This window comes from Oceanicaulis sp. (genome assembly GCA_040112665.1).
GTDB lineage: Bacteria > Pseudomonadota > Alphaproteobacteria > Caulobacterales > Maricaulaceae > Oceanicaulis.
Genome location: CP157796.1, coordinates 2,321,616 through 2,335,215, shown reverse-complemented (window position 1 = coordinate 2,335,215; position 13,600 = coordinate 2,321,616). Strand labels below are relative to the sequence as shown.

General features: G+C 67.4%; 13 protein-coding genes. 7 read left to right on the top strand and 6 right to left on the bottom strand.

All coding sequences use genetic code 11. From position 1 onward, the window contains the following. Positions 1-188 precede the first annotated feature (188 nt). The 7 genes from ABL308_11435 to ABL308_11405 all read left to right on the top strand — a co-directional run bounded on the left by ABL308_11435 (position 189) and on the right by ABL308_11405 (position 9,393). Positions 189-797 carry a hypothetical protein gene (locus tag ABL308_11435; GenBank protein ID XBQ15564.1) on the top strand — a complete coding sequence of 203 codons (609 nt, stop codon included), beginning with the start codon at positions 189-191 and terminating at the stop codon, positions 795-797. 68 nt (positions 798-865) lie between these two features. Continuing rightward, positions 866-2,977 (top strand): DNA topoisomerase IV subunit B, encoded by a 2,112-nt coding sequence (gene parE, locus ABL308_11430; protein ID XBQ15563.1) that lies wholly within the window; start codon positions 866-868, stop codon positions 2,975-2,977. Positions 2,978-3,107: 130 nt separating this feature from the next. Beyond that, the gene (locus tag ABL308_11425) at positions 3,108-4,541 is read left to right on the top strand and encodes an amidohydrolase (protein XBQ17735.1); all 1,434 of its coding nucleotides are present in this window, start codon (positions 3,108-3,110) and stop codon (positions 4,539-4,541) included. Between the two features lies 1 nt (position 4,542). Then, complete coding sequence (locus ABL308_11420) at positions 4,543-5,820, top strand: amidohydrolase family protein (protein ID XBQ15562.1); 1,278 nt, start codon at positions 4,543-4,545, stop codon at positions 5,818-5,820. 186 nt (positions 5,821-6,006) lie between these two features. Next, entirely contained in the window at positions 6,007-7,458 is a 1,452-nt protein-coding gene (locus ABL308_11415) for a DEAD/DEAH box helicase (GenBank protein XBQ15561.1), read from the top strand. Between the two features lie 94 nt (positions 7,459-7,552). Next, positions 7,553-8,605 (top strand): GGDEF domain-containing protein, encoded by a 1,053-nt coding sequence (locus ABL308_11410; GenBank protein XBQ15560.1) that lies wholly within the window; start codon positions 7,553-7,555, stop codon positions 8,603-8,605. Positions 8,606-8,661: 56 nt separating this feature from the next. Continuing rightward, entirely contained in the window at positions 8,662-9,393 is a 732-nt protein-coding gene (locus ABL308_11405; protein ID XBQ15559.1) for a TMEM175 family protein, read from the top strand. Here ABL308_11405 and ABL308_11400 read toward each other — a convergent pair. The 6 genes from ABL308_11400 to ABL308_11375 form a co-directional block, all read right to left on the bottom strand. Next, entirely contained in the window at positions 9,377-9,712 is a 336-nt protein-coding gene (locus tag ABL308_11400) for a TfoX/Sxy family protein (protein ID XBQ15558.1), read from the bottom strand. The genes ABL308_11405 and ABL308_11400 overlap by 17 nt on opposite strands. Position 9,713: 1 nt before the next feature. Continuing rightward, on the bottom strand, positions 9,714-10,316 hold the full coding sequence (locus ABL308_11395; GenBank protein ID XBQ15557.1) for a glutathione S-transferase: 603 nt from the start codon (positions 10,314-10,316) through the stop codon (positions 9,714-9,716). Positions 10,317-10,407: 91 nt separating this feature from the next. Continuing rightward, positions 10,408-10,764 (bottom strand): iron-sulfur cluster assembly accessory protein, encoded by a 357-nt coding sequence (locus tag ABL308_11390; protein ID XBQ15556.1) that lies wholly within the window; start codon positions 10,762-10,764, stop codon positions 10,408-10,410. A 72-nt stretch (positions 10,765-10,836) separates the two neighbouring features. After that, positions 10,837-11,268, bottom strand: a complete 432-nt coding sequence (locus ABL308_11385) for an SUF system Fe-S cluster assembly protein (protein XBQ15555.1) — start codon at positions 11,266-11,268, stop codon at positions 10,837-10,839. A 6-nt stretch (positions 11,269-11,274) separates the two neighbouring features. Next, complete coding sequence (locus ABL308_11380) at positions 11,275-12,516, bottom strand: cysteine desulfurase (GenBank protein ID XBQ15554.1); 1,242 nt, start codon at positions 12,514-12,516, stop codon at positions 11,275-11,277. Further along, on the bottom strand, positions 12,513-13,589 hold the full coding sequence (locus ABL308_11375) for a SufD family Fe-S cluster assembly protein (GenBank protein XBQ15553.1): 1,077 nt from the start codon (positions 13,587-13,589) through the stop codon (positions 12,513-12,515). The genes ABL308_11380 and ABL308_11375 overlap by 4 nt, the downstream gene beginning before the upstream one ends. Positions 13,590-13,600: the final 11 nt, after the last annotated feature.

The following is a 13,600-nucleotide window of genomic DNA, read 5'->3' as shown; positions in this document are numbered from 1 at the left end:
CTTGCAACCGGTTCAGCGCTGACGTAAAGTCGCAGCGTCTTCCCCGGTTCTGACCCCCATGCAAGACGGCGAAGACCTGAGGCGGGCCTTCCGAATTTCCGGAAGCCCGCCTCTTTCGTTTCAGCACGCCACCGTCGTCAGGCGCGCGTTTTCACGCTCGATTAACCACGCCGGCGCATGATCGGGCCATGCTTCGATCGGCGTTGATCTGGGCGGCTGCGGCCACGACGCTCGCCAGCGGGTGCGCCACGCCCCCGCCGGCCCAGCAGCATGACGCCTGCCTGATCCTTGAAGACAATCGCGCCTGGTGGCGCGATCTCAGACGCACCGAGCGGCGCTGGGGCGTGTCGCCAGGCGTGCAGCTGGCGATCCTGAAGAAGGAATCGAGCTTTCAGCACGATGCGCGGCCCGCCCGGCGCAAGCTTCTGGGCTTCATCCCCGGCGCCCGCCCCTCCTCGGCCTACGGCTACGCCCAGGCGCTGGACACCACCTGGGACTGGTATCGCGAGGACACCGGTCGGCGCGGCGCGGACCGGGACGATTTCGGCGACGCGGTGGATTTCATCGGCTGGTACGCGGCGATGAGCGAGCGGCAAAGCGGCATCGACACGAACGACGCGTACAACCTGTATCTCGCCTACCACCAGGGCCATGGCGGGTATAATCGCGGCACCTACCGGGGCAATTCCTGGCTGATCGACGCCGCCCGCCGGGTCGAGCGCGACGCGCGCACCTTCGACGCCCAGCTCGACCGGTGCGAAGGCCGGCTCAATCGTGGCTGGATCCCGTTTCTGTAGATAAACCGGCCCTGGCTGAGCGGCGGGCTTTTCCCGAACCGGCGTGAACGTGCACTGTGTGTTCCGCCATGGCTGACGATTCGCAAAACGATCTCTTCTCCGCTTCGCCCGCGCCGCGCCCCGACAAACCGGCCGCGTCCCCGGCGCCTGCGCCGAAACCGGCAGAGTCCGAACCGGCGGCCAAGGCTGCGCCCGCGCCGAGCAAACCTGCGCCGCGCAAGCCGGCGGCAGGCGGCGACGGCGGCGGCTATGACGCGAGTTCGATCGAGGTCCTCGAGGGGCTGGAGCCGGTGCGCAAGCGGCCGGGCATGTATATCGGCGGCACCGACGAGCGCGCCCTGCACCACCTGTTCGCCGAAGTGCTCGACAACTCGATGGACGAGGCCGTGGCCGGCCACGCCGACCGGATCGAGGTCATGCTCGACGAGGACGGCCGGGTGACGGTGACCGATAACGGCCGCGGCATCCCCGTCGACCCGCACCCGAAATTCCCCGACAAGTCTGCGCTCGAAGTGGTGCTGACGACCCTGCACGCAGGCGGCAAGTTCTCCGACAAGGCCTACCAGACCGCCGGCGGCCTTCACGGCGTGGGCGTGTCTGTGGTGAACGCGCTGTCTGAAGAACTCGTCGTCGAAGTCGCGCGCGACCGTACGCTCTGGCGTCAGGTCTATGTGCGCGGCCTGCCCCAGGGCCCGATCGAGAATCTGGGCGCGGTGCACAATCGCCGCGGCACGTCGGTGCGCTTCAAGCCTGATCCGGAAATCTTCGGGGCCCGCGCCGCGCTGAAGGCTGCGCGCCTGTTCTCCATGGCGCGCTCGAAAGCCTTCCTGCGTCCCGGCGTCGAGATCCGCTGGAAGTGCGCGCCGCATCTGGTTGAAGGCTCGGAGATCCCGTCAGAGACGGTTCTGAGCTTCCCCGGCGGCCTCGCCGATCGCCTGACAGAGCTGACCGAGGGCGCGTCCCTGGTCACCGAAGCCTTCGCCGGCCGGGTGGAGCGCGCCGAAGGCCGGATGGGCGCGGTGGAATGGGCGGTCGCCTTTTCCGAAAACGGCTTCTCCGACGCCGACGGGTTTTCGCAGAGCTTCTGCAACACCGTGCCCACGCCCATGGGCGGCACGCACGAGCAGGGCTTCCGCGCCGCGCTCAGCAAGGGCCTGAGGGCCTATGGCGAGCTGTCGAACGTGAAGAAGGCCGCCCAGATCACCGCCGACGACGTCATGGGCGGCGCTGGCGCGATGATCTCGGTCTTCATCAAGGATCCAGAGTTTCAGGGCCAGACCAAGGAAAGGCTCTCGACCGCCGAGGCCCAGCGCCTGGTCGAGCAGGCGATCCGCGACCGGTTCGATCACTGGCTCGCGGCCCGGCCCAAGGACGCTGCGCGCCTTGTCGAATGGGCGATCGAGCGCGCCGAGGACCGGCTCAAGCGCAAGCGCGAGAAAGAGGTCAAACGCCAGAGCGCGACGCGCAAGCTGCGCCTGCCCGGCAAGCTCGCCGACTGCTCGCAGAACAATTCCGACGGCACCGAGATCTTCCTGGTCGAGGGCGATTCGGCGGGCGGCTCGGCCAAGCAGGCGCGCGACCGGAAGACCCAGGCCATCCTGCCGCTTCGCGGCAAGATCCTGAACGTCGCCTCGGCCACCGCCGACAAGATCGCCGCGAACCAGGAGATCTCCGATCTGCTGCTCGCCCTCGGCGTCCAGCCGGGCAAGAAGTTTCACCTCGACGATCTGCGTTATGAGCGCGTCATCATCATGTGCGACGCCGACGTGGACGGCGCGCACATCGCAGCCCTGCTCGCGACCTTCTTCTACAAATTCCTGCCCGGCCTCATCGAAGCGGGCCGGCTCTACATGGCCCAGCCTCCGCTCTATCGGCTCACCCAGGGCGGCAAGACGCTCTACGCCGACACCGACGCGGAGAAGGACCGGCTGATCGAGACCGAGTTCAAGAAGGGCAAGGTCGAAGTGGGCCGCTTCAAGGGTCTGGGCGAAATGACCCCGCCCCAGCTGAAATCGACCACGATGAACAAGGAGACGCGCTCGCTCGCCCGGGTCACGGTGACCGAGGAGATGCGCGAACTCGCCGACCAGCTGGTCGAGACCCTGATGGGCAAGAAGCCTGAGCTGCGCTTCCAGTACATCCAGGAACACGCCCCGTTCGTGGAAGCCGTGGACCTTTAGCGAGGCCGCATCTCGCTGGAACGTAATTTTATCACCCCTTTCCTCTCGGGGCTTTTTCGGCCAGCCTCCGCGGCCTGACGGCGCGCCGACCTTCGGCGCGGGACCATCCGGGGAGAACAGATTGAACATCATGATCAAGGCGCTCGGCGCCTCGGCGGCGGCGCTGGCCGCGCTGGGGCTGGCCGCGTGCTCGAACGGCGAGGCCGAAGACGCGGGCGCGTCTTCCGGCGCGGCGAGCAGCGATGCGGACGTCGTCCGCTACGACCAGAACCCGTTTCCCTCCACCTACGCCCCGTTTGAAAGCGGCGTGACGCTGCTGCGCGGCGCGACCGTGTTCGACGGCGTCGGCGGGCGGTTCGAAGACACCGACATCCTCGTCGAGGACGGCCGCATCGCGGCGATCGGCCAGGGACTTGAAGCGCCGGAGGGCGCGAGCGTGGTTGACGCGGCCGGCCGGTTCGTCACGCCGGGCGTCATCGACATCCACTCCCATCTCGGCGTCTATCCCTCGCCCAGCGTGAACGCGCACCAGGACGGCAACGAGATCACGAGCCCCGTGACCGCCGAGGTCTGGGCCGAACACGGAATCTGGCCGCAGGATCCTGGCTTCGACACGGCGCTGGCAGGCGGGGTGACGACGCTTCACGTCCTGCCCGGCTCCGCGAACCTGTTCGGCGGCCGCGGCGTGACCCTGCGCAACGTGCCCTCGCGCACGGTGCAGGGCATGAAATTTCCCGAGGCGCCCTACACGCTGAAAATGGCGTGCGGGGAGAACCCCAAGCGCGTCTATGGCAATCGCGGCGTCGCGCCGGGCTCGCGCATGGGCAATGTCGCGGGCTATCGCGAAGCCTGGCAGCGCGCTGTGGAGTACCGCCGCGGCTGGCGCAATTACTGGGAAGACGCAGAAGCCGGCGAGGACGTGAACCCGCCGACCCGCAATTTCGAACTCGATACGCTGATGGGCGTGCTCGACGGCGAAATCCTGGTGCAGATGCACTGCTACCGCGCCGACGAGATGGCCCAGATCATGGATATGGCCGACGAGTTCGGCTATCGGGTCACCACGTTCCACCACGCGGTGGAGGCCTACAAGATCCCTGATCTTCTGGCCGAGCACGGCGCCTGCGCGGCGGTCTGGGCGGACTGGGGCGGGTTCAAGATGGAGGCCTACGACTCCATCCCCGAGAACCTCGCGATCACCCATGCCGGCGGCGCATGCGCGATGATCCATTCGGATTCCGATCTCGGCATCCAGCGGCTCAATCAGGAAGTCGCCAAGGCGCTTTCGGACGGCCGCCGCATGGGTCTGGACATCACCGACGCCGAAGCCATGGCCTGGCTCACCTCGCGTCCGGCGCAGGCCCTCGGGATCGCCGAACAGACCGGCTCGATCGAAGAAGGCAAGCGCGCCGACCTGGTGATCTGGTCGGGTCATCCCTTCTCCAGCTACAGCCTCGCCGATCAGGTCTTCATCGACGGCGCGCTGATGTACGACCGCGCCGATCCGGAGCGGCGGACGATCCGCGACTTCATGCTCGGCCAGCCCGGCGAAGGAGACTACTGATATGAAAAAGCTGCTCCTTTCCCTCGCTGCGGCGGCCCTCACGGCGGCTCCGGCGATCGCCCAGGAGATCGTGGTCGTCCAGAACGGCCGGGTCGTCACCAACACCGAGCGCGGCATCATCGAGAACGGCACGGTGGTCATCCGTGACGGCTCGATCGTCTCGGTCGGCGAGCCGATCGAGATCGACGGCGGCGAAGTCCGTGTCATCGACGCGAACGGCGGCTGGATCACGCCGGGCCTGTTTCATCCGCACACCGAGCTCGGCCTGGTCGAGGTCGGCGCGGAAGGCTCGACGCGCGACGACGCGGCCGACGAAAGCCACTTCACCGCGGCGCTGGACGTGGCCGACGGCTTCAACCCCGCCGGCACCCATATCGACGAAGCGCGGACCGAGGGGATCACCCGTTTCGCAGTGTATCCGGCGACCGGGTCGGCGATCCTGGCGGGCCGCGGCGCGCTGGCGGACTCCACCGGCGAGCCTGACAGCCTGTTCGCGCCCCGGCGCTTCATGCTGGTCGATCTGTCTGATTCCGGCGCCTCGACCGCGGGCGGCGCACGCACCGCCGCCTGGGCCTTCCTGCGGGCGGCGATCGAAGACGCGCGCTTCTATCCGGGCCGCTTCATGGCTCACCATGAAGGCGACGCCATCGACCGCTACGACGCGCAGGCCATGGTCCAGGTCGTCCGGGGCGAGATGCCGCTGGTCATGATCATGGACCGGGCGTCGGACATCCGCCGGGCGCTCGACTTCGCCGAGCGCTATCCCTCGATCCGTATCGTCATTGCGGGCGGGGCCGAAGCCCATCTCGTCGCGGACGAGCTGGCCGAGGCGGGCGTTCCGGTGATCTACGATCCGATGCGCAACCTGCCCGACAGCTTCGCCACCCTCGCCTCGACGACCGAGGGCGCGTCGATCCTGTTCGATGCCGGCGTGCCGGTCGCCTACACCACGGTGGGGTCGGACCTTTACTTCAACCCGCGCCTCCTGCCCCAGCACGCCGCGATCTCGGTCGCGCACGGGGCGGACTGGTCGAACGCCTTCCGGGCGATCACCCTCACCCCGGCTGAAATCTACGGCGTCGGCGACCGTTACGGCGCTCTGGCGCCGGGCTATGCCGGGGACGTGGTGGTCTGGGACGGCGATCCGCTGGAAGTGATGAGCGCGCCGGTGGCAGTGATCATCGATGGCGAGCCGCAGTCTATGGAGACACGGCAGACCCGGCTGCGCGACCGGTACGCCGAAGTCGTCCGCGAGGGCGGTTTCGCCTACCGCCACTGAGCGGCGCGGCGTGACGGGCAGGTTGTCCTGAGCGCCACACCGTAAGGCTTTGTCAGCACTTGCAGGCCCGGCCGCGTTGACAGCGCGGCCGGGCTTCTTATGTTCCGGGCCGACGCGGAGCGCCGACGCACGGCGCAGATTCGCCTTTTCCGACAGGCGACCGAACGAGCGATCCCAGCGAGGCGCATGACTTTCGACGATCTCGGGCTCAGCCCGGCCCTGCTTTCGGCCATCGCCGACGCCGGCTACACGTCCCCCACTCCGATCCAGGCCGGCGCGATTCCGGTGGCGCTGACCGGACGAGACGTTCTGGGCATCGCCCAGACCGGTACGGGCAAGACCGCCAGCTTCACCCTGCCGATGATCGAGCGCCTGTCGCGCGGACGGGCCCGGGCGCGCATGCCGCGCTCGCTGATCCTGGCGCCGACGCGCGAGCTGGCCGACCAGGTCGCCGACAACGTCAAGACCTACACCAAGAACCACAAGCTCCAGATGGCGCTGCTGATCGGCGGCGTGGCTTTCGAGCCGCAAAAGCGCCTGATCGACCAGGGCGTGGACATCCTGATCGCCACGCCCGGCCGCCTGCTCGATCTGGTGGAGCGCGGCGGGCTGATGCTGATGGGCATCGAGATCCTGGTGATCGACGAAGCCGACCGCATGCTGGACATGGGCTTCATCCCCGACATCGAGCGGATCATGAAGCTGCTGCCGCCGCGCCGGCAGACGCTGTTCTTCTCCGCGACCATGCCCAAGGAGATCCAGCGCCTGGTGGACACCTTCCTGAAGGATCCCGAGCGCGTGGAAGTCTCCCGTCCGGCCTCGACCGCGGAGACGATCACCCAGTACATCGTCAAGGTCGGCGACAACCAGGCCAAGTCCAAGCGCGACGCGCTGCGCAAGGCGATCGACCGCGAGGGCGTGAAGAACGGGATCATCTTCTGCAATCGCAAGCGCGACGTGGACATCGTCGCCCGCTCGCTGCAGCGCCACGGGCTGTCCGCCGCGCCGATCCACGGCGATCTCGATCAGTCACAGCGCACCAAGACGCTGGCCCAGTTCAAATCCGGCGAGCTGCGCCTGCTGGTCGCCTCCGACGTCGCGGCGCGCGGTCTGGACATCCCGGCGGTCAGCCACGTGTTCAATTACGACGTATCGCGGAACGCTGACGACTACGTGCACCGGATCGGCCGGACCGGCCGGGCGGGCATGAAGGGCGAGGCGGTGACGCTGGTCACGCCCGAAGACCGCAAGTCGCTCGCCAAAGTCGTCGAGCTGATCGGCCGCGAACCGGAAACGCTCGATCTGTCGGGCGGAAAGGCCAAGGCGGAAAAACCCGCCGAAGCGCCCGCCGAGACGCCTGCGGCGGAGGCGCAGGCGGCTGACAAACCCGCCTCCGGGGACAAGCCCAAGCGCCGCCGCGGCGGCCGCCGGAAGAAGGCCGAGGCCGAGGCTGCGAACGACGCCGAGACCGTCGAGGCGAAGGACGAGGCGAAAAAGCCCGAGCCCGCCAGATCTGAAGCGAAGGCCGAGCGCGACGCGCCGCGCGAGGATCGCTCTCGCCGCCCTCGCGACAAGGCGACCGCAGCGCCGGGTTTCGGCGACCACGTGCCGGACTTCCTGCTCCGTCCGGCGATCTGACCGGCGTTTACCTGATTTTTCCATTCGGTCCCTAGGGTGTGAACCCAGAAGAGGCGTATGGCAGAATGCGCCCGTGGCTAAACGGGGTTCACAGGTGAACGGTCGACTTCAAACCGCCGAAGGTATCGAGCTCGCCAGAAAGGCGCTCGACTTCATGGCTGAGCACGGGCTGGCGCCCACCGCTCAGAATTATTCGCTGTTCACCGCGTACGTCTCGGACACCTACCCCGAGCTGTGCGCCGAACTCGGCCAGAAGCTCGAAAAGGGCGAGGCGCTCGACCAGGATTTCCTCGACGGGCTCTACGACAAGCATTTCACCTTCAAGCGCATCCAGGATGCGGTGATCGACGCGGGCGGCGCGATGAGCCGCGAGCTCGGCGCGGTCGTGAAAACACTCGAGGCCGCCGAACGCGACACCGCCGCTTACGGCGAAGCGCTCGCCGGCGCGTCCGGCCAGCTCGATCAGGCGACCGACTCCGCATCGGTCAAGCGCATGGTGGAAGGCCTCGTCGCCGCCACCGCGCGCATGCAGCGCCGCTCGCGCGAGCTCGAACGCCGGCTGCAGGAGACCTCCCAGGAGGTCGATCAGCTGAAGAACAATCTCGAAAAGGTCCGCGAAGAGGCGATGACCGACGCGCTGACCGGCGTTGCGAACCGCAAGCGCTTCGACGAGACCATGCGCAAGGCGCGCCGGGACGCGGACCTGAAGGGCGAGCCCTTCTCGCTGATCCTGTGCGACATCGACCACTTCAAGCGCTTCAACGACACCTGGGGCCACCAGACCGGCGACCAGATCATCCGCTTCGTGGCGGCCTGCCTGTCGCGCTTCTCCAAGGAAGGCTTCGTGGTCGCCCGCTATGGCGGCGAGGAATTCGGCGTGGTGATGCCCAACGCCGGCGTCGCCGAAGCCCGCGACCTGGCCGAGAAGGTCCGCGCCACGGTCGAAAGCAAGCGCCTGCTTCGCAAATCCACCAACGAGGATCTCGGCAACATCACCGTCTCGCTGGGCGTGTCGGAATTCCGCGAAGGCGAATCGGTCGAGTGCCTGATCGAGCGCTGCGACACCAATCTCTATAAATCCAAGCAGACCGGCCGGAACCGCATCACGGTCGACGCCGCCGGCGGCGCGGCCGAAGCGGCGGCCTGAAGACGCTTAACGTGAGCCTGCGGCGGGCCTAAGCTTCCTTGACCAAGGAGCGCTTCATGGCCCGCCACCCTCTCCTCCGCGGCGAACCGCATTTCAGCTGGCGCAGCCCGGATGTCAGCCGCGTCGAGAACCTGTCCGACATCGTGTTCGCGCTGGTGCTGACGCTGACGGCGGCGCAGGGCGTACCTGACTCTTTCGCCGATCTTTCAGGGCTTTGGCGCGACGCGATCGCAGTGACGGCGTGCTTCGCGCTGATCCTGACGATCTGGCACACCCATCACGTCTTTTTCCGCCGCTACGGGCTGCAGGACGGCTGGACGGTGTTGCTGAACGCCGTGCTGCTCTTGCTGGTGCTGATCTTCGTCTACCCGTTGCGCTTTATGGCGGACTTCGTGATCACCTTCTTCACCGGCGGGTTCGAGACCGAGTCCGAGATCGTCGCCATGCTGCAGATCGATCAGGTCCCCACCCTCTATCTGGTGTTCGGCCTGTTTTACATCGGCGTGCAGATCGTGTTCGCCCTGCTTTACGCTCATGCGCTGAACCGCGCCGACGAGATCGGGCTCGATCCGACCGAGCGCGCCTGGACGCGCTACGAGGTAGAGGTGGCGATCGGCATCATGGCGATCACCGTGGTCGTGGTGGCTTGCGGTTATTTGCTGCCGGAGCCGTTCGGGCCGATGGCGGGCTTTCTCTTCGCGCTGATCGGCGCGGTCGCCTATGGCTGCGGCGTGCTGGCCCAGCGGCGGGCGGACGCCGCAGGCGGCGGCGCTACCGCTTCGCCCTGAGCGCGACTTCGAACGCGCGCCGCCCCCAGCGCTCGGCGAGTTCGGGATCGTCCAGCGCCGCTTCAGGTAGCCGCCAGTAATTCATCTGCGCTGGCTCGCCGGACTTCGGCGTGAATATGAAGGGCCCGCACCCTTCTGCTTCAAGGTCCGCCGCCAGCGCCTCGTCGGCCTTGAGATAGATCGTATCGTCCGCGACGAGCGCGAACATCAGGTCGTGGGCGTAGATTCCCGCCCCGCCGAACATGCGGCGGGGGCGCGTCGGACCGATCGGGGCGAACAGCTCGCAGGCGAAATCGAGAAACGCCGCCGAGACAGCCATTTCAGGCCGCCGGCGGCTCGGTGAGCTTGAAGCTTTCGCGCTCGCTCCACCGCTTCGCAAAGGCGTCGAGCTCGGGGTACTGGCCGCGCCAGTCCAGCTCGGCGTAGCGAAGATCGAGATAGCACAGGGCCACAGCCACCGAGAGCGCGCCGAGATCGACCGAGCGCTCGAACTGGCCGCGCTCTGCGTCGAGGCTCGCGAGCGTGCGTCCGATCGCGGCTTCCCAGCGCCCCGACCAGAACTCCCAGCGCAGGTTTTCCTCGCGCATCAGCTCGATGCGGCGGCCGATCGTCAGATCGATCAGCCCGTCGGCCAGCGCCTGCTGGCGCAGCACGAGAATGCGGCTCTCGCCGTTTCTCGGGATCCAGTTTTCCTCGGTGAGCCCGTCGAGATAATCGCAGATCAGCGGGGAATCCATCAGCGCCGGGCCGCGCTCGCGCTCCAGCGCAGGCACCTTGCCCAGCGGGTTGAGCGCCTGCAGCTCGGCGGGATCGTCGAGCGGCGCGCATTCCACGCACTCCACCTTCCGCTCGAGGCTTTTTTCGATGATCAGCGCCCGGCACTTGCGGGCGTAAGGCGAGGTCGGCGAGTAGTAGAGCTTCACAGATCACATCCCCGATAGGCGTGATCCAATCTGCCCCACCGCGCGCCGAAGGCAAGGCTGCGGCGCAGCCCGCTTTATCCGGCGACGCGCCCTATCCGTCGAGCTTAGCTGCGGTGAGCGTCACGCTTTCACCGCAGCCGCAGGCGTCGGTCTCGTTGGGGTTTCTGAACACGAATTTCGCGTGCAGCGGCGTGACTTCGTAGTCGAGCTGGCTGCCCAGAAGGAAGAGCAGCGATTTCGCGTCGACCACGATCTCCACGCCCTTGTCCTGGACCCGTTCGTCGAGCGCGTCGGGCTCGTCGACATAGTCCATGACGTATTCCATCCCCGCACAGCCGCCGTTCTTCACGCCGACGCGCAGAAAGCCCTTCTCGCTCTTGGCCATGAGCGATTTGACGCGCTCTGCGGCGGCGTCGGTCAGGGTGACGGCCTTGGGTCGTTCGCGCATTCGCTAACTCCTCTGGAGCCTTTTCAGCAAAAGTGGGGACCGGTTTTGCAGTTCGAAAAGGCGACCACTCAATTAGAACATGTTCAGCGTCAGCTTGGCCTCGTCGGACATGCGGTCCGGCGTCCAGGGCGGATCGAAGGTCAGCGTGACGTCGGCGCGCTCGACGCCCTCCACGGTCTCGCAGGCGTCCTTGACCCAGCCGGGCATCTCGCCGGCGACCGGGCAGCCCGGCGCGGTCAGCGTCATCTCGACCTTCAGCACGCCCTCGGCTTCGAGATCGACCTGATAGATCAGCCCCAGCTCGTAGATGTCGGCGGGGATTTCGGGATCGTGCACGCTTTTCAGCGCGGCGATCACGTCATTGGTGATCCGCTCGATCTCCTCGGGCGGCAGGTCGGGCTCGGCGCCGGCGGGCGGCGCTTTCGTCTCGACCTGCGGCGCGGCGGGCGTGTCGAGGTCGATCATGTCGCGCTCGCGGCGCTCTGTGCTCACATCGTTCATCATCGCCCCCTAGATGAGAAAGCTCTTGGCCTTGTTCAACGCCTCGATCATGGCGTCGACTTCGGCCTCGGTGTTGTAGACGGCGAAACTGGCGCGCACCGTGCCGGGCACGCCGTAGCGTTTCATCAGCGGATGGGCGCAGTGATGGCCCGCGCGCACGGCGACGCCGTACTTGTCCATCAGCTGGGCGAGGTCGTGGGGATGGGCCCCCTCGATCACGAAGCTCGCGATCGCGCCCTTGTCCTGGGTGCGGCCGAACAGCCGGATCGCGTCGATCTCGCTCAGCGCGGCTTCGGCCCGGTCCAGCAGCGCCCGCTCATGGTTCAGCGCGGCGGTGCGATCGAGCGCGTTCACCCAGTCGATGGCGGCGCCCAGGCCGATCACGTCGGCGATGGCGGGGGTGCCGGCCTCGAACTTGTGGGGCACGTCGGCGTAGACCACGCCCTCTTCGCTCACCTCGGCGATCATCTCGCCCCCGCCCTGATAGGGCCTCAGGCGCTGCAGCCAGTCGCCGGCCGCACAGAGCGCGCCCACCCCGTTCGGGCCGTAGAGCTTGTGACCGGTGAAGACGTAGAAATCACAGCCGATCTCGGCGACGTCGACGGGCATGTGCACGGTCGCCTGCGTGCCGTCGAACAGGATCGCCGCGCCTTTGGCGTGGGCGATCTCGGTCAGGCGTTTCGCCGGGTTCACCGTGCCCAGCACGTTGGACATGTGCACCAGGCTCACAAGCTTCGTGCGCGGCGTGAAGAGCTTCTCATAAGCGTCAAGATCGAGCGCGCCGGCCTCGTCCACCGGGACCCATTTGATCACCACGCCCTTGCGTTCGCGCAGGAAATGCCAGGGCACGATGTTCGAATGGTGCTCCATCTGCGACAGGATGATCTCGTCACCCTGTTCCAGCGTCGCACCGAAACTGTCGGCGACGAGGTTGATCGCCTCGGTCGCGCCCTTGGTGAAGACGATCTGCTCAGGGCCGGCCGCGTTCAGCAGGTCGGCCACCTTGCGGCGGGTCAGCTCGAACGCCTCTGTGGCTTCGTTCGCCAGCGTGTGAAGCCCGCGATGCACGTTCGCATAGGAATGCCGCCAGACGTTCGCGACCGCCTCGATGACGGCTTCGGGCTTCTGCGCCGAAGCCGCATTGTCGAGATAGACCAGCGGCTTGCCGTTCACCTCGCGCGCGAGGATCGGGAACTCGGCGCGCAAGGCCTCGGCGTCGAAGCGCGGTTCGGTGCGGGCGAGCGCGGTCATGCGATCTCCTGCAGGCGGGCGCGCAGGCGCGCGGTCAGCGTCTCGCGCAGGGTCTCGTCGGCGATCCGGTCGAGCGGTTCGGCCAGGAAGCTCTCGGTCAGCAGCGCGCGCGCCTTGGTTTCCGAAAGCCCACGCTGGCGCATGTAGAACAGCGCGTCCTCGTTGATGGCGCCAAAGGCGTTGCCGTGCGCGCAGACCACGTCGTCGGCGTAGATCTCGAGTTCGGGCTTGGCGTCGATCTCGGCGCGATCGTCGAGCAGAAGCCCGCGATGCTGCATCTGCGCGTCGGTCTTCTGAGCGGTCTGATCGACGAAGATCTTGCCCTGGAACACGCCCGTGCCGGACTTCGCCGCGCCCTTGAACAGTTCTTCGGTCGTCCCGTCAGGGCCCAGATGGCGCACCAGCGTGGTCTGGTCGAGATGCAGCCCCTCGCCGACCAGATAGGCGCCGTCGAGCCTCAGCCCGGCGCCGCGCCCGGCGTGGTTCACATGGGTCTCCAGCCGGCAGAGCTTCGCGCCGAAACCGAGAGTCGTCTGATAGAGCGCCGCTTCCTCGGCCAGATCGATCTCGCTGGTGACCACCAGAACCCCGCCGGCGGCGCGGTCCTGCTCGATCACCCGGTGCAGGGTCCCGCCCCGGCCGATCTTCAGAACGACGGCGATGTTCGCGAACGCGCCCTCGCTGGCCGCATAGGTCTCGCGCACGGTCGCGGTCGCGCCCTCGGGCACGACGATCTCGAACACCTGATGGGCCGCGCCGGGCGAGGCGGCGAGGTCGAGCCGGAGCGTCTCGCCGTCTTCCAGCGTAAAGCCCTGGGCCGGACCGCCGAGCGCTGCGGCGAGCTGCGCCATCACGAGATCTGAGCCCGGCTTCGGCTCGAAATCGGCCTGGCGCGAGCCTTCGGCGACGAGCGGCGCAGTCGCGCCGTCGAACCGGGCGAGCACGGTCCTGAGGTCGGACCATTTCCACTCTTCGACGCGGCGGTGCGGCAGGCCGCGGCTGGCCAGCGCGTCGCGCAGATCGCCGGCGGGCAGAAGCTGCGCCATCGCCTCTTCGAACGGGGAGAGTTTCACCGGAACAGTCA